The sequence below is a fragment of the Rhodococcus sp. Q1 genome (assembly GCF_004153645.1).
Lineage (GTDB): Bacteria > Actinomycetota > Actinomycetes > Mycobacteriales > Mycobacteriaceae > Rhodococcus > Rhodococcus gordoniae.
Map to the genome: position 1 here is coordinate 17889 of NZ_SDMJ01000008.1, position 24493 is coordinate 42381.

A 24493-nucleotide genomic window follows, 5' to 3' on the forward strand; every position below is an offset into this window, starting at 1 on the left:
AGTTCGTCCACTGAGCTGGGATTTGCCGTACGAGTTCAGGGAAAACGAACGGTCGGCACGTCCGCCACCACACCGAAATCCGGTAGGTGCGGTCTGTCCCCCTCCCGGATCCGGGAGCAGGTGAGGATCGATCCAGGTTCGACGCCCCGATGGAGCTGGAGTGATTGCCCTGGAGAATCCGGCGACTGATACGCACGACGTGCGGACACCCCACAGAATAGCGACGATCTGTACGTAGGGCAAGAATCGCCGTGCCGGACGGGACGTGTGTGTTGCACCACCGTCCACTCCCGCATCCGGCACCGCGCGCCGGTCTCAGTCGACCTCGACGCCCTCGGCGATCTCGAGGTCCAGCACCGTCAGATCGTCGGCCTCGGCCGCGGCTCGCAGCTCATCGGGCAGCGCGGAGGTCGTCAGCGCCAGCACCGTCGGCCCTGCACCGGAGACGACGGCGGAGATACCCGCTTCGCGCAGTGCGGCCACCCATTTGGTGGTGAGCGGAAGGGCAGGGGCCCGCTGGGCCTGGTGGAGCAGATCCTGCGTCGCCGGCATCAGCAGTTCGGGTCGCTCGGTGAGCGCGACGACCGCGAGAGCCGCCCGGCTGACGTTGAACGCCGCGTCCCGATGCGGCACGAGCTCGGGCAGCAGTCCCCGGGTGTGGGCCGTGGAGGAACGGACCGACGGGACGAAGGCGTACGCCTTGATGTCGGGGTGCACGCGCAGGTTCACCGCCCGGTAGGTCCGCTGCTGGGAGTCGACTTCGACCTCGGTCCACGACACCACGGCTCCGCCGAGCACGCTGGCGGAGGCGTTGTCGGGATGTCCCTCGAACTCGGACGCCAGTTGCACGAGCTGCTCGTCGTCGAGGACACGCTCCGGCGCGATCTTGCGGACCAGCCCGTTGGCCGCCGCCAGCCCTCCCACCGCCGCGGAGGCCGAGGACCCGAGCCCGCGGGAGTGCGGGATGACGTTGTGGCACACGACGTCCAATCCGTCGGCCCACACACCGGCGGCCTCGAGTCCGCGCTCGACGGCGCGGACGACGAGGTGGGAAGGTCCCCACGGAACCTCTTGCGCGCCTTCCCCCTCCACCCGCACGTCGAGGCCGGAAGCCGTTGTCGTGACGGTGATCTCGTCGTACAGGCCGAGGGCGAGACCCAGGCAGTCGAAGCCGGGACCGAGGTTCGCGCTCGAGGCCGGAACCCGTGCCGTCACCGAGAGCCCCACGGGCAACGTCTGCGTCATGTCCTGATTCCCAACGGAGGAAGGCGTGGCGGTCAACTCAGGCCAACTCGAGCGCGGAGGCGACCGCGACCGGGTCGACCGGGATCGGCTCGACCACGGGCACATCGCGCAGGGCCGTGTCGGGGTCCTTGAGGCCGTTGCCGGTCACGGTGCACACGACCTTCAGGCCGCGTTCGAGCCAGCCTTCCTTGCTCGCCGCGAGCAGACCGGCGATGGACGCGGCCGACGCCGGCTCGACGAAGATCGACTCGGACTTCGCGAGCAGCCGGTACGCCTCGAGGATCTCCTCGTCGGTCGCCGCGCGGAACGCGCCGTTCGATTCCTCCTTGGCGGCCACCGCGCCGTTCCACGATGCGGGAGCACCGATGCGGATGGCGGTCGCGATGGTCTCGGGATCCTTCACCGGATGGCCGAGGACGAGCGGTGCGGCACCGGCGGCCTGGACGCCGAGCATGCGCGGGCGGCGCGTGCTGAGGCCGTCGGCGGCGTACTCGCTGTAGCCCTTCCAGTAGGCGGTGATGTTGCCGGCGTTGCCCACGGGCAGCACGTGCACGTCGGGCGCGTCGCCGAGCGCGTCGACGATCTCGAAGGCCGCGGTCTTCTGGCCCTCGATACGCACCGGGTTCACGGAGTTGACCAGCCCGATGGTGGAGAACTCCGCGGTGGTCTTGCGTGCCAGCTCGAGGCAGTCGTCGAAGTTGCCCTCGACCTGCACGATCTTCGCGCCGTGCATGACGGCCTGGGCGAGCTTGCCCATCGCGATCTTGCCTTGCGGCACGAGCACCGCGCAGCCGATGCCGGCGCGTGCGGCATAGGCGGCGGCCGAAGCAGAGGTGTTGCCGGTGGACGCGCACAGCACGGCCTGCTTGCCGGTCGCGAGGGCCTCGGTGACCGCCATGGTCATACCGCGGTCCTTGAACGAACCGGTGGGGTTGAGACCCTCGACCTTGACGTGGACCTCGCAGCCGGTGATCTCCGACAGGCGCGGAGCCGGGAGCAGCGGCGTGCCACCCTCGCGCAGCGTGACCGTCTTCCAGTCGTCACCGATCGGCAGGCGCGAACGGTACGCCTCGATCAGGCCCGGCCACGGCGTGTGCACGGGGGTGGTGTTCTTCTCGGCCGCGCTCATTCGGCGGATCCCTCCAGTCTCAGGACGCTGGTCACAGCGATCACGGATTCGAGTTTGTCGAGCGCTGCGACGGTATCCGCCAGCGCACGGTCGGTGGCCTGGTGGGTGAGTACCACCAGACGGGCAGCGTCGCCGGCGCCTTCCTGGCGGACCGCTGCGATGCTCACGTCCCGCGTGGCGAACTCGGCGGCGACCGCCGAGAGCACACCGGCGCGATCGGCGACCTTCAGGTTGACGTAGTAACGCGTGAGGATGTCGCTCATGGGTGCGATCTCCAGTTGCGCATACTTCGACTCGCGCGGACCACGCCCACCCTGAACCCGGTTGCGGGCGGCCATCACGAGGTCGCCCATCACCGCGGAGGCGGTGGGGGCGCCACCTGCACCCTGGCCGTAGAACATGAGCCGGCCCGAGGATTCCGCTTCGACGACGACGGCGTTGAACGCGCCGTTGACCGAAGCCAGCGGATGCTCGCGTGGCACGAGCGCCGGGTAGACGCGGGCGGACACGCGGTCCTTGCCGTCGGCGGACGGGACGCGCTCGCACAGCGCGAGCAACTTGATCGTGCAGTTGAGCGCGCGCGCCGAGGTCAGATCGGCGGCGGTGATCGAGGAGATGCCCTCGCGGTAGACGTCGGCCGCCGTCACACGGGTGTGGAAGGCGATCGACGCGAGGATCGCCGCCTTGGAGGCGGCGTCGAAGCCTTCGACGTCGGCGGTGGGATCGGCTTCGGCGTACCCGAGGCGACTCGCCTCGGCGAGCGTCTCGTCGTAGTCGGCGCCCGTCTCGTCCATGGCCGAAAGGATGTAGTTCGTGGTGCCGTTGACGATGCCGACGACCCGGTTGACCTTGTCGCCCGCGAGCGACTGGGTGAGCGGGCGGATCACCGGGATCGCGCCGGCCACAGAGGCCTCGAAGTACAGGTCGACGTTGCGGGACTCGGCGGCCTCGGCCAGTTCACCGGTGTAGGCGGCGAGCAGCGCCTTGTTCGCGGTGACGACGGACTTGCCTGCGTCGAGCGCCGTACGCACGAGCTTGCGGGGCAGTTCGATGCCACCGATGAGCTCGACGACGATGTCGACGTCGTCACGACGGATCAGCGCCTCGGCGTTCGTCGTGAGCAACTCCGCGGGAAGTCCCCTGTCGCGGGAGACGTCACGGACCGCGACCCCCCGCAACTCGAGGGGCGCACCGATGCGCGCCTCGAGATCCGCGGCGTCCTCGCGGATGATCCGCGCGACCTCGGCACCGACGGTGCCGTGCCCGAGAACCGCCACACCCACCGGACGCCGGCCCGAAGCATCGGTCGCCGTTGCACTGGTCACTCCGAAACCTCCAAGTTGAGCAGATCTTCCACGGTCTCGCGGCGCAGCAGAACGCGCGAGACACCGTCCTTGACCGCCACGACGGCGGGGCGAGGCAGCAGGTTGTACCTGCTCGACATCGAGTAGCAGTATGCACCCGTCGCCGCGACCGCCAGTAAATCACCGGGTGCGACGTCGGCGGGCATCCAGGCGTCGCGGATGACGATGTCGCCGCTCTCACAGTGCTTGCCGACGACCCGCGAGACCACCGGTTCGGCCTCGCTCACACGGGAGACGAGGCGCGATTCGTACTCCGCCTGGTACAGCGATGTGCGGATGTTGTCGCTCATGCCGCCGTCGACGCTGATGTAGCGGCGGACGTGTCCGGAGCCGACCTCGACGTCCTTGAGGGTTCCCACCTCGTAGAGGGTGACGGTGCCCGGTCCGGCGATGGCCCGCCCGGGTTCGACCGCGAGGGTCGGAGCCGGGAGCCCGGCGAGTGCGGACTCGTTCCGGACGATGTCGCCCAGCTTGGCGGCGAGATCGGCGACCGGCGGCGGATCGTCGCTCGGCACGTACGAGATGCCCAGGCCACCGCCGAGGTCGACGATGCTCATCTGCGCGGTCTTGTCGACACCGAATTCGGCGACGATGTCGCGCAGCAGACCGATGACGCGGTGCGCGGCGAGTTCGAAGCCGTCGACGTCGAAGATCTGCGAGCCGATGTGGCTGTGCAGGCCGACGAGTCGGAGGTTGTCGGCGCCGAAGACCCGGCGCACGGCCTGCATGGCATGGCCACCGGCGAGTGAGAGCCCGAACTTCTGGTCCTCGTGCGCGGTGGAGATGAACTCGTGGGTGTGGGCCTCGACGCCCACGGTCACCCGGATCAGCACGTCCTGGACGACACCGGCCTCACCGGCGACCGCATCGAGCCGGTCGATCTCGGCGAGCGAGTCGAGCACGATGTGCCCGACCCCGGCGGTCACGGCGGCCTGCAGTTCGCGGACGGACTTGTTGTTGCCGTGCATCGCGATCTTCTCGGCGGGGAAGCCGGCGTGCAGGGCGACGGCGAGCTCACCGCCGGACGCGACGTCGAGCGAGAGTCCCTCCTGGTGGACCCACCGCGCGATCTCGCTGCACAGGAACGCCTTCGACGCGTAGTGCACCTTCGCCGTCGGACCGAAGGCTTCCGCGATCTCCCGGCAGCGGGAGCGGAAGTCGTCCTCGTCGACGACGAACAGCGGCGTGCCGTACTTCTCGGCGAGCTCGGTCACCGGGATACCGGCGATGCGCATGACGCCGTCCTCGCCGCGCGCGGCGTTGCGGGGCCACACGTGCGGGGCCAGCGTATTGAGCGCCGCGGTGTCGGCCGGACGGTCGGGCAGGTTCGGGGCGTGCGGGATCTGGGCGTGACGCGGTCCCGCGGGGTGCGCGTTCACATGCGCTCCGGAGCGCTGACGCCGAGCAGGCCGAGGCCGTTGGCGAGGACCTGCCGTGCGGCCGCGCACAGCGCGAGTCGCGCGGTGTGCAGCGGGCCGGCCTCCTCGTCGCCCTGCGGCAGGATCCGGCAGGCGTCGTAGAAGCGGTGGTAGGTGCCCGCGAGTTCCTCGAGGTAGCGGGCTACGCGGTGCGGTTCGCGCAGTTCGGCCGCCTTCGCGAGCACCCGGGGGTACTCGCCGAGGGTGCGGATCAGGTCGCCTTCGCGCTCATGGGTGAGCAGCGAGAAGTCGGCGCCCTCGGTGGTCAGACCGAGATCGGCGGCGTTGCGCGCGATCGACGACAGTCGCGCGTGGGCGTACTGCACGTAGTAGACCGGGTTCTCGTTCGTGGTGCTCGCCCACAGTTCGAGATCGATGTCGATGCTCTGGTCGACCGAGGACCTCACGAGCGAGTAGCGCGCGGCGTCGACGCCGATCGCCTCGACGAGGTCGTCGAGGGTGATCACGGTACCGGCCCGCTTGCTCATCTTCACGGCCTCGCCACCGCGGACGAGGTTGACCATCTGGCCGATCATCACCTCGACGGTGTCGGGATCGTCGCCGAACGCCGCCGCGGCGGCCTTCAGGCGGGCGATGTAGCCGTGGTGGTCGGCTCCGAGCATGTAGATGCACAGGTCGAAGCCGCGCGAGCGCTTGTCCTGGAAGTAGGCGATGTCGCCGGCGATGTAGGCGGCGTTGCCGTCGGATTTGATGACGACGCGGTCCTTGTCGTCGCCGTAGTCGGTGCTCTTGAGCCACCAGGCGCCGTCTTCGAAGTACAGATTGCCGGACGCCTTCAGGGTCTCGACGGCCTTCTCGACGGCTCCGCTCTCGAAGAGGGAGTTCTCGTGGAAGTACACGTCGAAGTCGACACCGAACTCGTGGAGGGTACGCGTGATGTGCGCGAACATCAGCTCCACGCCGATCGAGCGGAACGTCTCGTTCCGCTCGTCCTCGGGGAGTTCGAGAGCGTCGGGGCGCTGCTCGAGCACGGAGGAGGCGATGTCGACGATGTAGGCGCCGGCGTAGCCGTCCTCGGGGGCGGGCTGTCCGAGCGCGGAGGCGATGAGCGACCGGGTGAAGCGGTCGATCTGCGCGCCGTGGTCGTTGAAGTAGTACTCGCGGGTGACCTCACCGCCCTGAGCGGTGAGGATGCGTCCGAGCGCATCGCCGACCGCGGCCCAGCGGGTGCCACCGAGGTGGATCGGACCGGTGGGGTTGGCGGAGACGAACTCGAGGTTGATCCTCGTGTTCGCGAGATCGGTGCCGTTGCCGTAGGCGTCGCCCTCGGCGAGCACCTTCGCCACGATCGCTCCCTGGGCGTCGGCGGCGAGCCGGATGTTCAGGAAGCCGGGACCTGCGACCTCGGCCGAGTCGATGCCCTCGGCGGCGGTCAGGGCCTCGGCGAGCCAGGTGGCCAGCGCGCGGGGATCGGCACCGACCTTCTTCGCGACCTGCATCGCGACGTTGGTCGCATAGTCGCCGTGCTCCGGGTTGCGCGGGCGCTCGACGGTGAGGGTCTCGGGAAGAACGGACGCGTCGAGACCACGGTCGGTGAGGACACCGGCGGCGGTTCCGCGGAGCAGCTGAGCAAGGTCGGAGGGAGTCACAGGTATCCATCCTATTGGCTGGTCGATCGTGGCGCCGACGCTCCCCCTACCGGCAGCTCCCACGGCCGCGCGCGGGCACGCCCGTAAAGTTGTGGGTGTTTGTGCGCCCGATGGGCGCGCGTCCGCCTGTCCACCCCGTCGAAAGAGCACACAGCGATGCCCAGCGGTTCGGTTAGTGGCGGCTCCGGTAACAAGAAGACCGGAGCCAAGTCGTCGAAGGCCATCCAGGCCGCCAAGAAGAAGAGCGGCGGCGCGCGCGGGGTCCCCGCCCAGCGCCAGATCCCGTGGCTCACGATCGGCGGCGTGGCCCTGGTCGTCGTCCTGGTCGCCGTGATCGCTGTGAGCCTGATCCCGAAGTATCAGAACCAGCAGGAGCTGTCGGCGTGGACGCCGTCGGAGTCCAACCAGGATCCGTCGGACGACATCGAGGGTGTCCTGAAGCTCGAGTACCCCGCCGGTGTGCACGTCGCAGCGAACCAGCGTGTCGCCTACGACCAGTCGCCGCCGTTCGGTGGCCCTCACGACTCCGTCTGGGCGACCTGCACCGGAACGGTGTACGAGCAGCCGGTGCGGAACGAGAACATGGTGCATTCGCTCGAGCACGGTGCGGTGTGGGTGGCGTACAACCCCGATCTGCTCGAGGACGCCGAGGTCGACACGCTCCGCGCGAAGGTCGACGGCCGCACCTACATGGTGATGTCACCCTATCCGGGACTCGAGGCTCCCGTCTCACTGCAGTCGTGGGGTCACCGGCTCGAGGTCGACAGCGTCGACGACGAACGCATCGACCAGTTCATCAGTGCGCTGCGTCTGAACCAGTACACCTATCCCGAGGTGGGTGCGAGCTGCTCGACGATCCCCGGCTCGTTCGATCCGGCGAACCCGCCGCCCTTCGACGCCTCCGAGCCCGGCCCCGACGCGGTGCCGATGAACGGGGAATCCATCGGCGACATGCAGCAGGCACCGGCCGGGAGCTGACGATGAGCGAAACCTCCCCCACCATCTCCACCTCCGAGCGCGGTGGGCACAACCGGCTGCTGCTGGTGCTGCTCACCGCCACCGCGGTCGCGGTCGGCTTCCTCGCGGGGTTCCTGTCCCGGATCCCGTTCGAGGATTCCGCCCCGGCCGCGCCGGGCGCAGGCTCGGTCGATGTCGGGTTCGCGCAGGACATGATCGTGCACCACGACCAGGCCGTCGAGATGGCCGCCGTCGTGGTCTCCAATTCGGAGGACGATCGGATCCGCAACATCGCGTACGACATCCTCACCACCCAGCAGAACCAGATCGGTCAGATGCAGGGCTGGTTGTCGCTGTGGGGACAGCCTGCGCTGCCGGCAGGTGACTACATGGCGTGGATGACCGAACCGGGTCACGGTCACGGTGATCACGGCACGGCCGCGGACTCCGCGGATTCCGGTGGTTCACCTCTGATGCCGGGTATGGCGACCTCCGAGGATCTCGCGAATCTCCGAGCCGCTCATGGTCCCGCCCTGGACGTGCTCTTCCTCCAGCTGATGCTGCGCCATCACGAGGGTGGCCTGCCGATGATGGAGTACGGCGAGCAGTACGCGAGCACCTCGGCGGTCCGCAACCTGGCGGGCACGATGGTCGCAACGCAGCAGGGAGAATCGGATCTCATGAGGTCTCTGCTCGCCGAGCGCGGCGCCGAAGCCCTGCCTCCGAACTGAGCAATTTGCTCGGACCGACCCCGATTTCAGGCCGAGAACCGGCTCTGACCTGGCGATGTGGAGTTGAGCGCTCGATGCGCTAGGCTAACTCCCGCGCCTCCGGTCATCCGGTGGTCCGGATGCCCTCGTAGCTCAGGGGATAGAGCGCTTGCCTCCGGAGCAAGAAGTCGCAGGTTCGAATCCTGCCGAGGGCACCACGAAGGCCCCGCTTCTCACGAAGCGGGGCCTTCGGTGTTCGTCCGGTCGGTTCGGTGTCCGGTGTCGGTCAGGTGCCGGTGAACGGCGTGGGGTCGAAGTAGTCCCGGCAGGCCGCGATCTTCCCGTCCACGATCTCGAACACGCCCGTGACGGGAAGTTCGATCGTCCGGCCGTTCATGGTGAATACGTCGGTGCGTTCGTTGAGCACGACGGTGCCGGAGACCGCCTGGTGGTGGATGCGGTAGTCGATGGCACCGAAGGACGTCACGAAACCCGCGATGTACTCCTCGATCGCCGCGCGGCCGCGGATCGGTTCCATCGGGATGTTGTGGAAGACAGCATCGTCGGTGAAGAAGGCTGCGAGCTCGGCCGGGTCGGGATCGGCCCACCGCCGGCAGAAGTCGGTGACGATCTCGTCGGGACTCATTCGTTCACCGCGATACGCGCGAAGCGGGCAGGTTCGGTGCCCGGCACGCGACGGACCCGTCCTCGTTCGATGAGCTGGCGCACGTGCGCAGACCCTTCCGCGAGCGCCATCCTCTTACCGTGCACGGGAGTCTCGGTCCACGGCCGGTACCAGCGCATGCGAGCGGTGGCTTCCCACAAGGTGAGTTCCTCGTCGCCGAACGCGTCGTAGAGATCGTCGAGGCGCCGGTCGTGGTGGGCGATCAGTTCGCCCGCGCGATGCGGCAGGTCGTCGATCTGCTGTCGGTGTGCGGGCAGGGCCCGTCGCACGGGCAGATCCGCGACCGCGCGCAGTGAGTCGAAGTACTCGCCGAGCGCATCACGTTGCGGCAGGGGAAAATCGAACTCTCCGACATGCGGTGTCGTGGTGGCCAGGACGTGGTCGCCGGTGAACAGCACACCGTGTTCTTCGAGAAGGAAACAGGCGTGGCCGGGCGTGTGACCCGGGGTGAGCACGGTGCGCAGGGAACGCCCCGACAGCGGGATCGTCTCGTCGGTGCCGAGTTTGCGGTCGGGGAGCACGTCGGGACGGCCGACGGCCGGTACGACGGTGGTGAGCACTTCGTCGATCGCATCCTCCGGTGCTCCGGCGCGGCGCAGCAGTTCGGCCTCCCGGGGACGTCGATCGACATCGGAGAGCATGACTTCGAGGTGGGCGAAGTCGGCCTCGTTCATCGCCACCCAGCATCCGGAGGCTTCCTGGATCCGCCCGGTCAGACCGACATGATCGGGGTGGAAATGGGTGACGACCACTCCTTCGACGTCGGTGACCGACAGACCCGCCGTGGCCAGGCCGTTCTGCAATGCCGCCCACGACCGGTCGTCGTTCCAGCCGACGTCGACGAGGACGACGCCGCGCGGGGATTCCATCACGTAGACCTGGGTATCGCCGACGGGCAGGTCCCCCACCGGGACGGGGACGACATGGATGCCGTCCCCGATATCACGCGCTTCGGCCATGGTGATGCCTCTCGATCATGGTTACTTTCGTTCGAAAGCTACAACAATGACTTCAACTATTACCCTGCACGGGCTCGATGATCGCGACGATCGACCTGATCTCCCCCGCCGGGATGTCGAAGTGCTCCGTCACCGCGACCGATGTCTCGGCCCTCGGACCCGCTGCGATGTCCAGGACGAACCGCGCGACGACGCTGTGGTGCCATTCACGGAACTGCAGGTCGCGGATGCGGCGGATGGGCCGGTACTCCGGGCCGTTCTCGAGGCGATCACGGATCTCGATGCCGCTGTCGCCGGTGCGCTCCCCGTTCTCGACCCGCCAGGCGCCCTCGGCGAGCCGCACATGAGACGCGTCGTGGCTGACCAGGGACCGGATGTACGCGCGTGCCATCGCGACGCGGGGGCTGTCGGTCGGTCCCGTGGCGTACACGGCCAGAGCGGACATCACGTCCGGCGCCCAATCGGCACGGCAGATCACCAGGTCGGGCAGATACGGATGCGGCCGGTTGTATTCGAGTTCGCTGCCGTCGATCCGGGCGCAGTGCAGACCCGCGGCACGCGCGACCGCGACCGGCGCCGCCGAATCCCACTCCCACTGACCGCCGGCGTGGATGTAGGCGTCGGCCTCCCCGCGCACCACCGCCATCGCCTTGGCACCGGCCGAACCCATCCGGATCAGATCGGCACCGAGATCGCGGGCCAGATCGAACACGAAGGCGGGCGGCCTGCTCCCGCTGATGACGATGCGGGGACGGCGCCGGGCCGGTTGCGGTGCCGGAGCCGGATCGGCGGTGCTGTGAACGACGCCGATCGCCGGTTGCGCGACCGCGGCGGCGGTGAGCCCTCGTCCTGCCTCCCAGAGCGCGATGTGGACCGCCCAGTCGACGTGGTCGGGCATCCCGTACTCCTTCGACCCGTCGAGGGGGTCGATGATCCAGACGCGGTCTGCGCCGACCCGGGCCGGATCGTCCGCGGATTCCTCCGAGAGCACCGCGTCACCGGGTCGTGCGGCCGCCAGCCGTTCGAGGATGTACGTGTTGGCGGCGTGGTCGCCGCGTCGGCCCAGCTCGCGCCCGGTGAGGGCATCCGATTCGATGGCACGGACCGTGAGCAGCAGTTCACCTGCGCCGGAGGCCGTCTCGGCCGCGAGCCGGGCGTCGTCACCCTCGCCCGCGAGCCGGGCCGTGTCACCGTTGTCGTGCGTCATGCCCTCAACAATTCCACGACAAGGCCGGCCTGCACGGCAGGCGTGCCGTCGTGGGGGCGCACGACCAGGTCGGGATCGGACGGTGGTTCGTAGGGATCGTCGACGCCGGTGAAGCCGGTGATCTCACCGGCCCGTGCCCGCGCGTACATGCCTTTCGGATCGCGCGCCTCGCAGTCGGCGAGCGGAGTGTCGACGAAGACCTCGACAAAGCGGATCCCGGCCTCCTCGTGTTGCCGGCGGATGCGGTCGCGGTCCTGTCGGTAGGGACTGATGAGCGCGCAGATCGCGACGAGTCCGGCGTCGGCCATCAAGTGTGCGACCGCGCCGACGCGGCGGACGTTCTCCGCGCGGTCCTCCGGACCGAATCCGAGGTCGGCGTTGAGTCCGTGCCTGAGGTTGTCGCCGTCGAGGCGGTAGGCGGGGACGCCCTCGGCGAGCAGCCGTCGTTCGAGTTCGACGGCAAGGGTGGACTTGCCTGAGGCGGACAGCCCGGTGAGCCACACCGTCGTCCCGGCCCTTCCCCGCTCGGCCCGCGAGACCGCCGCCGAGTGCCAGACCACCCGGCTGTCCGCCAGTGTCGGACCGGTGATCATTCCGGCCGCGACGGTGTTGCCGGTGCGTTCGTCGACGAGCACGAAGCTTCCGGTGGTGCGGTTGCGTCGATAGGGATCGAACAGCAGCGGTTGTTGTGTGCGCAGGTGCACGCGGCCGATCTCGTTGAGACCGAGCGTCGTCGCGGCCTCGTCGCGGTGCAGAGTGTTGACGTCGAGACGGTAGTCCAGGCGCGCCACCCGCGCGGTGGTCGAGCGCGTGGTGTGCAGGAGGGCGTAGCGGGCGTCGGGGTCGAGTGCGGAGCGTTCGTCGAACCAGCACACCATGGCGTCGATCTCGTGCCCGACGAGAGGACGATTGTTGGGTCGGCACAGCATGTCGCCACGTCCGACGTCGAGGTCGTCCTCGAGTTCGACGCACACCGCCGCACCGGCGAAGGCGTGCTCGAGTTCCGTTCCGCCCGGCCCCCACAACGTCCGCACCCGCGTTCCGAAACCGGAAGGGAGAACGACCACGTCGTCGCCGGACGCGAATCCGCCGGCCGCGACCGTTCCGGCGTAACCGCGGAAGTCGCGGTGCTCACCCTCACCGGGGCGGATGACGTACTGCACGGGCAGTCGCGCATCGATGAGGTTGACGTCCGAGGCGATGTGCACCTGTTCGAGATGGTGCAGCAGCGAAGTGCCCTCGTACCACGGCATGTTCGCGGTGCGGGAGACGACGTTGTCGCCGTGCAGCGCGGAGACGGGAACGAAGGCGAGGTCGGGCATGTCGAGCTTCGCCGCGAAATTCCGGAATTCGTCGCAGATCTCGTCGAAGCGGCGCTGCGACCAGTCCACCAGGTCCATCTTGTTGATGCACAGCACCACGTGCCGTACCCCGAGCAGCGACGCGAGGAAGGCGTGCCGGCGGGTCTGTTCGACGATGCCGTTACGGGCGTCGACGAGGACGAGCGCCAGGTCGGCGGTGGACGCCCCGGTGACCATGTTGCGCGTGTACTGCTCGTGGCCGGGAGTGTCGGCGATGACGAATGTTCTCTGCGCCGTAGCGAAATAACGATAGGCAACGTCTATCGTGATGCCCTGCTCGCGTTCGGCGCGCAGGCCGTCGGTGAGCAGCGCGAGATCGGCGCGGTCGGACCCGCGGTCGAGGCTCGTGCGGGTCACGGCCTCGAGCTGGTCCTCGAAGACCGCCTTCGAGTCGAACAACAGCCGGCCGATGAGCGTGGACTTGCCGTCGTCGACGCTGCCGGCGGTCGCGATGCGCAGGAGGCGGGACATCAGAAATATCCTTCCCTTTTGCGGTCTTCCATTCCGGCGTCGGAGATCCGGTCGTCCGCCCGGGTCGCGCCGCGCTCGGTGACCCGGCTCGCGGCGACCTCGGCGACCACCTCGTCTGCAGTGGTGGCGGCGGATTCGACGCAGCCGGTACACGTCGCGTCGCCGACCGTGCGGAAACGCACGAGACCTTCGCGCGGCACCTCTCCGCCGTGCAGGGTGAGAAACGGGTTGTGCGCGAGCAGCATTCCGTCACGTTCGACGACGGACCGCCGGTGGGCGTAGTACAGGGAGGGGAGTTCGACGCCCTCGTCGCGGATGTAGCGCCAGATGTCGAGTTCGGTCCAGTTGGACAGCGGGAAGACCCGCATGTGCTCGCCGCGGCGGTGCCGGCCGTTGTACAGGTGCCACAGTTCGGGGCGCTGTGCCTTCGGGTCCCACTGCCCGAATTCGTCGCGCAGGCTGAAGATTCGTTCCTTGGCGCGAGCCTTCTCCTCGTCGCGACGGGCGCCACCGAAAACGGCGTCGAATCCCCCTTCCCGCAGAGCACGCAGGAGGGTACCGGTCTGCAGCCGGTTGCGGGTGGCGTGCGGCCCGTCGTCCTCGACGGCACGCCCGGCGTCGAGGTCGTCCTGCACCGAGGCGACGATCAGCCGGAGCCCGAGGCGTTCGACGGTGTGGTCGCGGAAGTCGATCACCTCGTCGAAGTTGTGTCCGGTGTCGATGTGCAACACGGGGAACGGAAGCGGCGCGGGCCAGAACGCCTTGGTGGCCACGTGCAGCATCACCGCGGAGTCCTTACCGCCGGAGAACAGCAGGACGGGCCGCGAGAAGGTCGCGGCGACCTCGCGGAAGATGTGCACGGACTCGGCCTCGAGCGCACCGAGCAGCGGCAGTTCGTAGATCGGTGGTCGTTGCGGCGGCACCGTGGTCACTCGCGCCCCTCTCACCCGGTGCGGTACACATGTGTACCGACGCGGTCGAAGATTACCCCGCAACAGTAGAACGAGTTTCAATTCCAGGTCAACGGGTGACCGCGGTGACCGTCCGTCAGCGCCCCGGCCGGCGTCCACCGAGATCGGCGGTGATCGCATCGGCGACCGCCACGAGCGCCGCGCCGCACCGCTCGATCCCGGCGGCGTCCACCTCCCGCTCGAGGTGGAGTGTGAGCACGAGCGACTGGTGACCGTCCGGATCGTAGGCGGGGGCCGCCACGAGGTTGACCGCCCGCTTCTCCCCCGCGGCGAAGGCGTCGGGCATCAGCACGCGCTCACCGGGACTGGTCACGAGTTCCGCCAGCATCTCCCGCATCTCGGGTGCCAGGTCGTGCGAGACCACCCCCGCCATGAGCGCATACAGGCGGCGACCTCCGGGCGTGAGGGATTCGGCGAGATAGCCCGCGCGGCGACAGTCGGTGACGATCCGCCACAGGTCGTCGCGGTCGACGGACACGGGCAGGGTCGGCTCCCGCCGCAGCCACTGCTCGATGCGCTCGTCGGTGTCCCACAACACGTACATCAACCCCACCGGCGGTGCGAAGGGATACACCTCCCCCACCCGCGCCGCCGCAGCCGTGCCGTGCCCACCGACGACGTCGAGCACCGCGATGCGGTCGCCGACGACCGCCGACGCGGAGCACATCACGCCGAACTCCTCGGCGAGTGCGACGAGATGCCGGCGCGCGACCGGCCCGGACGCGAATCCACGCTGCGCGGCGCGTCCCGCGACGATCAGCGCCGGCCCGAGCCCGTAGGTCTTGTCGACGGGGTCGCGGATCAGATAACCGGCGTCGGTGAGCGCCGTGAGGATGCCCAGGCAGGTGGGCTTGCTCAGCTCGAGTTCGCGCGCCAGTTCCGACAATCCGAACCGGACGCCGGGTCGCGCGACGAGGTGGTCGAGGACCTGTACGACGCGCTCCGTGGGCGGCGACCGGCGGGCGGTCCCCGCCCCGGCAGCCGACTCCGCGAGCGCCTCGGTCTCGCGACGACCCATTGACCCTCCCTGGAACACGTTCTACTCTCGGCGCAACGGAAGACTACCGCAGCGGTACATATTTGGACCACAGGAGATCGCAGTGCTCACCGATCCGCTCACCGCGGCGATAGCCGAGGCCGAGAAACTCGTCGCCACCGCCCCCCACATCCGCACCGAGCAGGACCTCGTCGAGGGATACGGCTATCTGGCCGGTGGGATCTCCGCGTGCGTCCACGCCACGTTCGCGTACAGCCGCTCCCATCCGGTCTTCGTCACCGGCACCGGCCCCTACACGAAGATGGGCCTCGACAATCCCGACACCCTGTACTGGGGCGCGTCGATCCGAGACGACGCCGAGTACGTCGTCACCGGGCGCCGCGGCACGACCTGCGACCTCAGCTTCCAGGTGCTGGCCGGCAACTACACGGACGCCGAGGTACCCGGCAACGTCACGGCCTTCGACGACCGCGCACTGACCATCGCCGACGACGGCACCTTCGAGGTGCGGTTCGGTCCCGGCCCCCGCGACCCGGATCGGAACTACTTCCCGCTCGCGCCCGGCTCGTCGCAGCTCGTCGTCCGCGAGGTCTACAGCGACTGGACGCAACGCCGCGGCACGCTGAGCATCCACAGGCTCGACAGCCTCGGCGTCCCGGCCCCCGAACCCACCCACCAGGACGTGGTCACCCGTTACGAACGTGCCGGTCGCGCGCTGGTCTCGCGGGTGAAGACCTGGCTGCAGTTCCCCGAGTGGTTCTACCTGAAGCTGCCGGTGAACACGGTGACGGAACCACGCCGCACCCCCGGTGGTCTGGACACGCAGTACTCGTCCGTCGGGCACTACGAACTCGGCGACGACGAGGCGATGGTCCTGACCCTCCCCGCGAGCGACGCGCCCTATCTGGGCTTCCAGATCGGCAGCCTCTGGTACATCTCCCTGGACTACATCCATCACCAGACCTCCCTGAACAACAGCCAGGCGCAGGTCGATCCCGACGGAATGGTCCGGATCGTGGTCTCGGCCCGCAATCCGGGACTGACGAACTGGGTCGAGACCCTCGGCCGCAGCCGCGGGATCCTGCAGTTCCGCTGGCAGCGCCTCGATCGCGAACTGACCGCGGCCGACGGCCCGACCGCCGAGGTGGTGCCGGTCGATCGGCTCTCCGAGGTCCTGCCCTTCCACGAGTCGAACCGCATCACCCCCGACGCCTGGGCGCAGCGCATCGCGGACCGCCAGCGGGGCGTCGCCGATCGGATGCTCGGATGAGCGCGACAGCGGGACTGCTCCGCGACCGAGTCGTCGTGATCTCCGGGGTCGGCCCGGGACTGGGACGCACGCTCGCGCTGCGGTGCGCCGAGCACGGCGCCGACGTGGTGCTCGCCGCCCGGACCCGGGAGCGGCTCGAGAAGGTTGCAGCGGAAGTCGAGGGCACGGGCCGCCGGGCACTGGTCGTACCCACCGACATCACCGACGACGAATCCGCCGCCGCACTCGTCGAGAGGGTGGTCTCGGAATTCGGACGGGCCGACGTGCTCGTGAACAACGCTTTCTCCGTTCCGTCGATGAAGCCGTTGGCTCGCACCGATTTCCAGCAGATCCGGGACAGTGTGGAGCTCACCGTCCTCGGCGCATTGCGACTCACCCAGTTGTTCGCCCCCGCCCTCGCCGAATCGGCCGGTGCGGTGATCAACATCAATTCGATGGTGCTGCGGCACTCCCAGGAACGTTACGGCAGTTACAAACTCGCGAAGTCGGCACTGCTGGCGATGTCCCGATCCCTCGCGACCGAACTCGGAGTCCAGGGCATCCGGGTGAACTCCGTTGCACCGGGCTATATCTGGGGTCCGATCCTGCAAGGGTACTTCGAACACCAGGCGGACAAATACGGTACCACCGTCGAACAGATCTACGAGCACACCGCCGCCGCCTCCGATCTGAAGCGTCTCCCGACCACCGAGGAGATCGCGGATGCGGTGATCTTCCTGGCCTCGCCGATGGCGTCGGCGATCACCGGCCAGTGCCTCGACGTCAACTGCGGCGAATACCACCACTGAACGGGACAGCACATGAGCGAACGCACCACCGTCGGCACCGCCCCGGATCTGCATGCCTCCGCGACCCGCCTGACGGGCCTGACCGATTTCGGCGACGACGCCTACCTCGACGGACTCGAGGTGCTGCTCGAATCGTATGCGCGGGACGAGAAGCTCACCCCGCTCGGCAGCAAGATGTCGCGGGTCTTCCTGCGCGGTGCCCTCGTGGCGCGGTTGCTGTCGGAATCTGCCTGGGCCGCCCATCCCGAGCACACGGACGTCCCGATCACCCGGCCGATCTTCGTCACCGGCCTGCCCCGTACCGGAACGACGGCACTGCACCGCCTGCTCGCCGCGGATCCCGCCCACCAGGGGCTCGAGATGTGGCTGACGGAGATGCCGCAGCCCCGGCCGCCCCGCGAGACCTGGGCGGAGAACCCGGTGTTCGCCGGTATCGAGGCCGGATTCGCGCAGCACCACGTCGAGCACCCCGAGTTCATGGGTGTGCACTACATGTCCGCCGCCGAGGTCGAGGAATGCTGGCAGTTGCTGCGCCAGTCGTTCCGGTCGATCTCCTACGAGTGCCTGGCCCACCTGCCCACCTACTCGCAATGGCTTGCCGGGCAGGACTGGACCGCGGCGTATGCCCGGCATCGGAGGAACCTGCAGCTCATCGGTCTTCCCGATGCCGGCAAGCGGTGGGTGCTGAAGAATCCCAGTCACCTGTTCGCACTGGACGAACTGCTCGAGGTGTACCCGGACGCGCTCGTCGTCGTCACCCATCGCGATCCGCGTACCGTCATCCCGTCGGTGTGCAGCCTCGCGGCGCAGGCCACAGAGGGGTGGTCCGAGGCGTTCGTCGGAGAGACGATCGGTCGCAGTCAGCTCGATCTCTGGGCACGGGGTTTCGACGATTTCACCGAGGCGCGCCGCCGACACGATCCTGCCCGTTTCGTCGACGTGGACTACCGGGATTTCGTCGCCGATCCGCTCGGTACCGTCGGGGGCCTGTACGACCGGTTCGGTCTGCCGTTCACTGCGGAGGCCGAACACGCGATGACCGCACTGCACGAAGAAAGCCGTAGCGGGGCAAGGAAACCCGCACACCGGTACACCCTCGAGGAGTTCGGGCTGAGTGTGGGCGAGGTCGACGAGCGTTTCCGCGACTACGCATACCGCTGAACCCGGCAGGAACGGCACCGGAAACCGGTGTGCCCTGGCTACCTGCGCGTTCGTCCGTGGGATGATGGAGACATGCCCGCACCACTCCCCCTCGACCCCATCGCCGAAGCCCACCGCCAGTGGACCGCCCACGGCTGGGGCGAAGTCGCCGACGGCATGGCCGCGGTCACCTCGGTGATGCGGGCGCAGCAGATCATGATGGCGCGGGTCGAGGAGGTGCTCAAACCCTTCGGCCTGACCTTCGCCCGTTACGAACTGCTCACGCTGCTGCATTTCACCAGGTCCGGAGCGTTGCCGATGGCGAAGGCCAGCGCGCGCCTGCAGGTGCACCCCACCAGCGTCACCAACGCCGTCGACCGCCTCGAGAAGGCCGGGCTGGTCCGGCGCACCCCGCATCCGAGCGATCGACGGGCCACTCTCATCGAACTCACCGACGAGGGACGGGCATCGGCGATCCAGGCGACCGAGAAGCTCAACACGGAGGTCTTCGCCCGGCCCGGCATTCCCGAGGGGCACATCGACACGTTGTTGCGCATCCTCGCGACGATGCGGCACGACGCCGGCGACTTCGACACCGGCGGTGCGCCTTCCAAGTGGTGAGGCGCGAGAACGGTCGAATGCCGAAAACGAGAAGGGCCGCCCCGTTCGGGGCGGCCCTTCGTCGCATGCGGGGTGATGCCTGTCAGGCGTGCTTGAACTCCGGCGCGCGCTTCTCGACGAAGGCCGCCATGCCTTCCTTCTGGTCGGCGGTGGCGAACGTCGAATGGAACACGCGGCGCTCGAACTTCACGCCCTCGGCCAGTGTCGTCTCGAAGGACCGGTTGACGGCCTCCTTCGCCATGATCGCGACAGGCAGCGACATCGACGCGATGGTCGTCGCCGTCTCGAGAGCCACGTCGAACAGTTCCGCGGCGGGAACGATGCGCGAGACGAGTCCGGCGCGCTCGGCCTCCTCGGCGTCCATGTTGCGTCCGGTCAGACACATGTCCATGGCTTTGGCCTTGCCCACCGCGCGGGTGAGGCGCTGCGATCCGCCGATACCGGGGATGACGCCGAGCTTGATCTCGGGCTGACCGAACTTGGCGGTGTCGGACGCGATGATGAAGTCGCACAGCATCGCCAGCTCGCAGCCGCCGCCGAGCGCGTAACCCGACACCGCGGCGACGATCGGCTTGCGGACGGACGAGAGCCGATCCCACTGCGAGAACAGATCTTCCGCGTACGCCTCGGCAAAGGTCTTCGGCGCCATCTCCTTGATGTCGGCGCCGGCGGCGAACGCCTTCTCCGACCCGGTGAGCAGGATCGCACCGATCTCGCTGTCCGCGTCGAGTTCCTCGACGGCAGCAACGACCTCGCGCATCAACTGGCTGTTGAGCGCGTTGAGCGCCTTCGGCCGGTTGAGGGTGACGATGCCGACGCGGCCCTTGCGGTCGAGCAGGATGGTCTCGAAATCTGTCACTTGCTGTCCTTCGCGGTCGAGCGGTCTCGGATATCGGTGATGATGGCGGAGAAGTCGAGTCCTCCACCACCCTCGGTATTGAAACGATGGTAGAGCTCGGCTGCTCGCAACCCGAGTTCGGCTTCGACACCGTTGGACCGCACCGCGTTCGCGGCCAGTCCGAGATCCTTGTCCATGAGCGCGGCCGCGAAACCCGGCTGGTAGTCGTTGTTCGCGGGCGTGGTCGGGACCGGCCCCGGCACCGGGCAGTTGCTCGTCAGCGCCCAGCACTGCCCGGACGCGTTGGACGCGACGTCGAACAGTGCCTGGTTGTCGAGGCCGAGCTTCTCGCCGAGGACGAAGGCCTCGCTGATGGCGATCATCGAGATGCCCAGGATCATGTTGTTGCAGATCTTCGCGGCCTGGCCGTTGCCCGATCCACCGCAGTGGACGATCTTGCGTCCCATCGCCCCGAGCAGGGGTTGCGCGGTGGCGAAGTCGTCCTCGCTGCCGCCGACCATGAAGGCGAGCGTCCCTGCCGTGGCTCCGGCGACACCCCCGGAGACCGGTGCGTCGACGGCGCGGTGGCCGGCCTCGTGCGCCTTTTCCGCGGCGGCGCGGGCGTCGGCGACGTCGATGGTCGAGCTGTCGACGAACAGCGTGTCCGGCTCGGCGGCGGGCAGGATCTCGTCGTACAGGTCGAGGACGAGTTTGCCGTTCGGCAGCATGGTGATCACGACCTCGGCGCCACGCACCGCGTCGACAGCGGCCTCGGCGACGGTGATGCCGTTCTTCGTGGCCTCTTCCTGTGCAGCGGGAACCGGGTCGTAACCCGTGACGGTGTACCCGGCGCGGACCAGGTTCGCGGCCATCGGTCCGCCCATGTGTCCGAGGCCGAGGAAGGCGACGGCGGGAAGTGCACTCATCGGTCGTTCTCCTTGGGAGCGGCGAGCCCGAGTTCGAGATCGCCGAGCGGCTGGAAGTAGGCGTCGACGTCGGCCTCGGTGACATCGGCGAGGGTGGCCGGCGACCACTGCGGGTTGCGGTCCTTGTCGACGACCTGCGCGCGGATGCCCTCGACGAGGTCGTGCGACTTCAGCGAGGCGGCCGAGACCCGGAACTCCTCGTTCAGCACCTCTTCGAGGCTGCCGAGCTGCCGGGCGTGCCGCAGCGACCGCAGGGTCACCTTCAGCGCGACAGGCGATTTCGAGAGCACCTGATCGGCGGTCTCGCGTGCCTCCGGCACGTCCGAGGCCCGGAGGCGCTCGACGATCTCGTCGACGGTGTCGGCGGAGTACGCCGCGTCGATCCACTCACGCTGAGCGAGCAGCGCCGATTCGGGTGCGGGCTGCGAGTATTCGGCGAGTGCGTCCTCCACCGAGCCGGACTCGAGTGCGGCGACGAACTTGTCGAGCGCCTCGGACGGCAGGTAGTGGTCGGCGAAACCCAGGGCGATGGCGTCGCCGGCCTTCATCCGCCCGGTGGTCAGCGCGATGTGGGTACCGATCTCGCCGGGTGTGCGCGAGAGCAGGTAGGTGCCGCCGACGTCGGGGACGAATCCGATTCCGGTCTCGGGCATGGCGATGCTCGAACGTTCGGTGACGATCCGGACGTTGCCGTGCGCCGAGATCCCGACGCCGCCGCCCATGACGATGCCGTCCATGATCGCGATGTACGGCTTCGGGTAGCGGCCGATGGCGGCGTTGAGGATGTATTCGTCGCGCCAGAAGTCCTGCGATCCCGTGCCGCCGTCCTTGGCGTCGTGGTAGATCGAGACGATGTCGCCGCCGGCGCACAGGCCGCGTTCACCGGCACCGCGTACCAGCACGGCACGCACCGAGTCGTCGTTCTCCCAGGCGTTCAGGGCCTTCGACATCTCGAGGACCATGGCGTGGTTGAGGGCGTTGATGGCCTTGGGCCGGTTGAGCGTGATATGGCCGATGCCGTCCTTCACGTCGATGAGGATCTCGGGTTCCTGCCCGGTCATGCCGCTCCGTTCTGCGCTGCGGCCACCACGCTCCGCGCGACGACCACCCGCATGATCTCGTTGGTTCCTTCCAGGATCTGATGCACGCGCAGATCGCGCACGATCTTCTCGATCCCGTACTCGGCAAGGTAACCGTAGCCACCGTGCAACTGCAGCGCCTCGTTCGCGACCTCGAAGCCGGTGTCGGTCGCGAACCGTTTCGCCATCGCGCACAGCTCCACGACGTCGTCGGCGCCGCGGTCGAGCGCGTCGGCGGCGCGCCACAGCAGCGTGCGCGCGGCCTCGAGTTCGATCCGCATGTCGGCGAGGCGGAACTGCAGGGCCTGCGAGTCGAGCAGACGCTCCCCGAAGGCCTTGCGCTCGGCGAGATAGGTGACCGCCCGGTCGAGAGCGGTCTGACCGCCACCGACGGAGCACGCGGCGATGTTGATGCGACCGCCGTTGAGCCCCTGCATGGCGATTCGGAAGCCGCCGCCCTCGGTACCGAGGAGGTTTTCGGCGGGCACCCGGGCACCGTCGAGGATGACCTGCCGGGTGGGCTGGGCGTTCCAGCCCATCTTCTTCTCGTTGGCGCCGAAGGAGAGTCCGGGGGTGTCCTTCGGGACGAGGAACGCGGAGATGCCGCGGGCGCCGGTGTCGCCGGTGCGGGCCATGACCACGTACACGTCGGACGTGCCGGCTCCGGAGATGAACTGTTTGACCCCGGTGAGCACGTACTCGTCACCGTCACGAACGGCCTTGGTGCTCAGGGCCGCCGCATCGGAGCCGGCACCCGGCTCGGTGAGGCAGTAGCTGCCCAGATGCTCCATCGAGCACAGCTTCGGCACCCACTGGTGACGCTGTTCGTCGTTGCCGAACTTGTCGATCATCCACGTGACCATGTTGTGGATGGAGATGTACGCCGCGACGGACGGGCAGCCCTTCGCCAGCTCCTCGAAGATCCGGACGGAATCGAGGCGGCGCAGCCCCGATCCGCCCACGTCCTCGCGGACGTAGATGCCGCCCATGCCCAGCTCGGCCGCCTTGCGCAGTACGTCCACGGGGAAGTGCTTGTTCTGGTCCCAGTCGACCGCGTTCGGGGCCAGATACTCGGTGGCGAAGTCCCGGGCGGTGTCGCGGATCGCCCGGTCGTCGTCGGTGAGGAGAAACATGCCGGCCGCCTAGTCCATCGTCGGGATGACGAAGTGGTCGGTGTCGGCGACGTGCGCACCCTCGATGTCGCCTTCCTTGACACCGGACGGCCAGCGCTGCGTGACCGTCTTCGTCTTGGTGTAGAAGCGGAAGGCGTCGGGGCCGTGCTGGTTGAGATCGCCGAAGCCGGAGGCCTTCCAGCCGCCGAAGGTGTAGTAGGCGATCGGCACCGGGATCGGGACGTTGACGCCCACCATGCCGACCTGGACGCGGTTGGTGAAGTCGCGGGCGGTGTCGCCGTCGCGGGTGAAGATCGCCACGCCGTTGCCGTACTCGTGCTCGGTGGGCAGGGCCAGGGCGTGCTCGTAGTCGCGGGCACGCACGACCGTGAGCACCGGTCCGAAGATCTCTTCCTTGTAGATCGACATGTCGGTGGTGACCTTGTCGAACAGGGTCGCACCGGAGAAGAAACCGTTCTCGTGGCCCTCGAGAACGAAATCACGCCCGTCGACGACGAGTTCGGCACCTTCGTCCACGCCCTGGGCGATGTAACCGTGGACGCGGTCGCGGGCGGCGGCGGTCACGAGCGGACCGAAGTCGGCCTTCTCGTCGAAGCTGGTACCGATCCGCAGGTCGGCGATACGCTCGGTGAGCTTGGCGACGAGACGATCCGCGGTCTCCTCACCGACGGGGACGGCCACCGACAGCGCCATGCAGCGCTCACCGGCCGAGCCGTAGGCGGCACCGACGAGTGCGTCCGCGACCTGGTCGAGGTCGGCGTCGGGCATGACGATCGCGTGGTTCTTCGCACCACCGAAGCACTGTGCGCGCTTGCCGTTCTTGGCGGCCGTCTCGTAGATGTACTGCGCGATCGGGGTCGAGCCGACGAAGCCGACGGCCTTGATGCGCTTGTCGTTCAGCAGGACGTCGACGGCTTCCTTGTCGCCGTTGACGACGTTGAACACCCCGGCGGGCAGGCCGGCCTCGAGGAACAGCTCGGCCAGGCGCAGCGGCACCGAGGGGTCGCGCTCGGAGGGCTTGAGCACGAAGGCGTTGCCGGAGACGAGGGCGGGAGCGGCCTTCCACAGCGGGATCATGGCCGGGAAGTTGAACGGGGTGATGCCCGCGACGACACCGAGGGGCTGACGCATCGAGTACACGTCGATGCCGGTGCCGGCGGATTCGGTGTATTCGCCCTTGAGCAGGTGGGGAGCGCCGAGCGCGACCTCGACGACCTCGAGTCCGCGCTGGATGTCGCCCTTCGCGTCGGGAATCGTCTTACCGTGCTCGCTCGAGAGCATGCGGGCGAGTTCGTCCATGTTGTCCTGGGCGAGCTGGAGAAACCTCATGAGCACGCGGGCCCGCTTCTGCGGGTTCCACGCCGCCCATTCCTTCTGGGCCACTTCGGCATCGGCGATCGCAGCCTCGACCTCGCTCACGGCGGCGAGGGGTACGCGTGCCTGGACCTCGCCGGTGTTGGGGTCGAAGACGTCGGCGTAGCGGCCGGAGGTGCCGCTGACGTGCTGTCCGCCGACGAAGTGGGTCAGTTCTCGAACGCTCATGTCCGATCCCGTCCTTTACTGGTGTGCGATGACGTGGGATGTGCGATTTTCGGCGCGAACGGGCTCAGGCCC

Annotated in this window: 22 protein-coding genes and 1 tRNA gene; 7 read left to right on the forward strand and 16 right to left on the reverse strand. The window is 68.3% G+C overall.

Annotated elements, in window-relative coordinates; genetic code table 11:
* Positions 1–315: 315 nt before the first annotated feature.
* Genes thrB through argS form a run of 5 tightly spaced genes read right to left on the reverse strand, consistent with a single transcriptional unit; the run spans position 316 to position 6766 of the window.
* Positions 316–1245 (reverse strand): homoserine kinase, encoded by a 930-nt coding sequence (gene thrB, locus EQ874_RS19480; RefSeq protein WP_129977816.1) that lies wholly within the window; start codon positions 1243–1245, stop codon positions 316–318.
* 37 nt (positions 1246–1282) lie between these two features.
* Positions 1283–2374: a threonine synthase gene (gene thrC, locus EQ874_RS19485; RefSeq protein ID WP_006552580.1), complete on the reverse strand. Its 1092-nt coding sequence runs from the start codon at positions 2372–2374 to the stop codon at positions 1283–1285.
* Positions 2371–3657 (reverse strand): homoserine dehydrogenase, encoded by a 1287-nt coding sequence (locus EQ874_RS19490; RefSeq protein WP_016933588.1) that lies wholly within the window; start codon positions 3655–3657, stop codon positions 2371–2373. The genes thrC and EQ874_RS19490 overlap by 4 nt, the downstream gene beginning before the upstream one ends.
* Positions 3658–3695: 38 nt before the next feature.
* Entirely contained in the window at positions 3696–5117 is a 1422-nt protein-coding gene (lysA, locus tag EQ874_RS19495) for a diaminopimelate decarboxylase (RefSeq protein ID WP_129977817.1), read from the reverse strand.
* A complete protein-coding gene (gene argS, locus EQ874_RS19500; protein WP_129977818.1) occupies positions 5114–6766 on the reverse strand; it encodes an arginine--tRNA ligase in 1653 nt (550 codons plus the stop codon). Before argS ends, lysA begins: the two co-directional genes overlap by 4 nt.
* Before the next feature lie 156 nt (positions 6767–6922).
* Here argS and EQ874_RS19505 point away from each other — a divergent pair, with 156 nt between their 5' ends.
* The 3 genes from EQ874_RS19505 (at position 6923) to EQ874_RS19515 (ending at position 8651) form a co-directional block, all read left to right on the forward strand.
* A complete protein-coding gene (locus EQ874_RS19505; protein ID WP_129977819.1) occupies positions 6923–7744 on the forward strand; it encodes a DUF3105 domain-containing protein in 822 nt (273 codons plus the stop codon).
* Positions 7745–7746: 2 nt separating this feature from the next.
* Positions 7747–8454 carry a DUF305 domain-containing protein gene (locus EQ874_RS19510; RefSeq protein WP_129977820.1) on the forward strand — a complete coding sequence of 236 codons (708 nt, stop codon included), beginning with the start codon at positions 7747–7749 and terminating at the stop codon, positions 8452–8454.
* 121 nt (positions 8455–8575) lie between these two features.
* Positions 8576–8651: transfer RNA gene (locus EQ874_RS19515), tRNA-Arg, on the forward strand.
* 68 nt (positions 8652–8719) lie between these two features.
* Here EQ874_RS19515 and EQ874_RS19520 read toward each other — a convergent pair.
* From EQ874_RS19520 to EQ874_RS19545, 6 genes are all read right to left on the reverse strand, one after another.
* A complete protein-coding gene (locus tag EQ874_RS19520; protein ID WP_129977821.1) occupies positions 8720–9079 on the reverse strand; it encodes a limonene-1,2-epoxide hydrolase family protein in 360 nt (119 codons plus the stop codon).
* Entirely contained in the window at positions 9076–10077 is a 1002-nt protein-coding gene (locus EQ874_RS19525) for an MBL fold metallo-hydrolase (RefSeq protein ID WP_129977822.1), read from the reverse strand. Before EQ874_RS19525 ends, EQ874_RS19520 begins: the two co-directional genes overlap by 4 nt.
* A gap of 52 nt (positions 10078–10129) precedes the next feature.
* Positions 10130–11284, reverse strand: coding sequence for a 3'(2'),5'-bisphosphate nucleotidase CysQ (locus EQ874_RS19530; RefSeq protein ID WP_129977823.1), 1155 nt, complete (start codon positions 11282–11284; stop codon positions 10130–10132).
* Positions 11281–13116, reverse strand: a complete 1836-nt coding sequence (gene cysC / locus EQ874_RS19535; RefSeq protein WP_129977824.1) for an adenylyl-sulfate kinase — start codon at positions 13114–13116, stop codon at positions 11281–11283. Before cysC ends, EQ874_RS19530 begins: the two co-directional genes overlap by 4 nt.
* Positions 13116–14048 carry a sulfate adenylyltransferase subunit CysD gene (gene cysD / locus EQ874_RS19540; protein WP_129977825.1) on the reverse strand — a complete coding sequence of 311 codons (933 nt, stop codon included), beginning with the start codon at positions 14046–14048 and terminating at the stop codon, positions 13116–13118. The genes cysC and cysD overlap by 1 nt, the downstream gene beginning before the upstream one ends.
* Positions 14049–14163: 115 nt before the next feature.
* Positions 14164–15105, reverse strand: coding sequence for a helix-turn-helix domain-containing protein (locus EQ874_RS19545; protein WP_129977826.1), 942 nt, complete (start codon positions 15103–15105; stop codon positions 14164–14166).
* A gap of 82 nt (positions 15106–15187) precedes the next feature.
* Here EQ874_RS19545 and EQ874_RS19550 point away from each other — a divergent pair, with 82 nt between their 5' ends.
* From EQ874_RS19550 to EQ874_RS19565, 4 genes are all read left to right on the forward strand, one after another.
* A complete protein-coding gene (locus EQ874_RS19550; protein WP_129977827.1) occupies positions 15188–16354 on the forward strand; it encodes a hypothetical protein in 1167 nt (388 codons plus the stop codon).
* Positions 16351–17142 (forward strand): SDR family oxidoreductase, encoded by a 792-nt coding sequence (locus EQ874_RS19555; protein ID WP_064063608.1) that lies wholly within the window; start codon positions 16351–16353, stop codon positions 17140–17142. The genes EQ874_RS19550 and EQ874_RS19555 overlap by 4 nt, the downstream gene beginning before the upstream one ends.
* A gap of 12 nt (positions 17143–17154) precedes the next feature.
* The gene (locus EQ874_RS19560) at positions 17155–18303 is read left to right on the forward strand and encodes a sulfotransferase (RefSeq protein WP_064063609.1); all 1149 of its coding nucleotides are present in this window, start codon (positions 17155–17157) and stop codon (positions 18301–18303) included.
* Between the two features lie 72 nt (positions 18304–18375).
* Positions 18376–18903: a MarR family transcriptional regulator gene (locus EQ874_RS19565; RefSeq protein WP_016932086.1), complete on the forward strand. Its 528-nt coding sequence runs from the start codon at positions 18376–18378 to the stop codon at positions 18901–18903.
* An 82-nt stretch (positions 18904–18985) separates the two neighbouring features.
* Here the strand turns inward: EQ874_RS19565 and EQ874_RS19570 are convergent, their stop codons facing one another.
* Genes EQ874_RS19570 through EQ874_RS19590 form a run of 5 tightly spaced genes read right to left on the reverse strand, consistent with a single transcriptional unit; the run spans position 18986 to position 24421 of the window.
* Complete coding sequence (locus EQ874_RS19570; RefSeq protein WP_016932087.1) at positions 18986–19762, reverse strand: enoyl-CoA hydratase; 777 nt, start codon at positions 19760–19762, stop codon at positions 18986–18988.
* Positions 19759–20667: a 3-hydroxyisobutyrate dehydrogenase gene (gene mmsB, locus EQ874_RS19575; RefSeq protein ID WP_129977828.1), complete on the reverse strand. Its 909-nt coding sequence runs from the start codon at positions 20665–20667 to the stop codon at positions 19759–19761. The genes EQ874_RS19570 and mmsB overlap by 4 nt, the downstream gene beginning before the upstream one ends.
* Positions 20664–21728: an enoyl-CoA hydratase/isomerase family protein gene (locus EQ874_RS19580; RefSeq protein WP_129977829.1), complete on the reverse strand. Its 1065-nt coding sequence runs from the start codon at positions 21726–21728 to the stop codon at positions 20664–20666. The genes mmsB and EQ874_RS19580 overlap by 4 nt, the downstream gene beginning before the upstream one ends.
* Positions 21725–22879, reverse strand: a complete 1155-nt coding sequence (locus tag EQ874_RS19585; RefSeq protein WP_129977830.1) for an isobutyryl-CoA dehydrogenase — start codon at positions 22877–22879, stop codon at positions 21725–21727. The genes EQ874_RS19580 and EQ874_RS19585 overlap by 4 nt, the downstream gene beginning before the upstream one ends.
* A gap of 9 nt (positions 22880–22888) precedes the next feature.
* Positions 22889–24421: a CoA-acylating methylmalonate-semialdehyde dehydrogenase gene (locus EQ874_RS19590; protein WP_129977831.1), complete on the reverse strand. Its 1533-nt coding sequence runs from the start codon at positions 24419–24421 to the stop codon at positions 22889–22891.
* Positions 24422–24493 lie beyond the last annotated feature (72 nt).

Bases quoted from the DNA above. Each gene is read 5' to 3' on its own strand.
- EQ874_RS19590 (WP_129977831.1), bottom strand. From the start codon at position 24,421: ATGAGCGTTCGAGAACTGACCCACTTCGTCGGCGGACAGCACGTCAGC.
- EQ874_RS19560 (WP_064063609.1), top strand. From the start codon at position 17,155: ATGAGCGAACGCACCACCGTCGGCACCGCCCCGGATCTGCATGCCTCC.
- EQ874_RS19505 (WP_129977819.1), top strand. From the start codon at position 6,923: ATGCCCAGCGGTTCGGTTAGTGGCGGCTCCGGTAACAAGAAGACCGGA.
- EQ874_RS19565 (WP_016932086.1), top strand. From the start codon at position 18,376: ATGCCCGCACCACTCCCCCTCGACCCCATCGCCGAAGCCCACCGCCAG.
- cysC (WP_129977824.1), bottom strand. From the start codon at position 13,116: ATGTCCCGCCTCCTGCGCATCGCGACCGCCGGCAGCGTCGACGACGGC.
- EQ874_RS19525 (WP_129977822.1), bottom strand. From the start codon at position 10,077: ATGGCCGAAGCGCGTGATATCGGGGACGGCATCCATGTCGTCCCCGTC.
- EQ874_RS19555 (WP_064063608.1), top strand. From the start codon at position 16,351: ATGAGCGCGACAGCGGGACTGCTCCGCGACCGAGTCGTCGTGATCTCC.
- thrB (WP_129977816.1), bottom strand. From the start codon at position 1,245: ATGACGCAGACGTTGCCCGTGGGGCTCTCGGTGACGGCACGGGTTCCG.
- mmsB (WP_129977828.1), bottom strand. From the start codon at position 20,667: ATGAGTGCACTTCCCGCCGTCGCCTTCCTCGGCCTCGGACACATGGGC.
- EQ874_RS19530 (WP_129977823.1), bottom strand. From the start codon at position 11,284: ATGACGCACGACAACGGTGACACGGCCCGGCTCGCGGGCGAGGGTGAC.
- EQ874_RS19580 (WP_129977829.1), bottom strand. From the start codon at position 21,728: ATGACCGGGCAGGAACCCGAGATCCTCATCGACGTGAAGGACGGCATC.
- EQ874_RS19585 (WP_129977830.1), bottom strand. From the start codon at position 22,879: ATGTTTCTCCTCACCGACGACGACCGGGCGATCCGCGACACCGCCCGG.
- EQ874_RS19520 (WP_129977821.1), bottom strand. From the start codon at position 9,079: ATGAGTCCCGACGAGATCGTCACCGACTTCTGCCGGCGGTGGGCCGAT.
- EQ874_RS19510 (WP_129977820.1), top strand. From the start codon at position 7,747: ATGAGCGAAACCTCCCCCACCATCTCCACCTCCGAGCGCGGTGGGCAC.
- thrC (WP_006552580.1), bottom strand. From the start codon at position 2,374: ATGAGCGCGGCCGAGAAGAACACCACCCCCGTGCACACGCCGTGGCCG.
- EQ874_RS19545 (WP_129977826.1), bottom strand. From the start codon at position 15,105: ATGGGTCGTCGCGAGACCGAGGCGCTCGCGGAGTCGGCTGCCGGGGCG.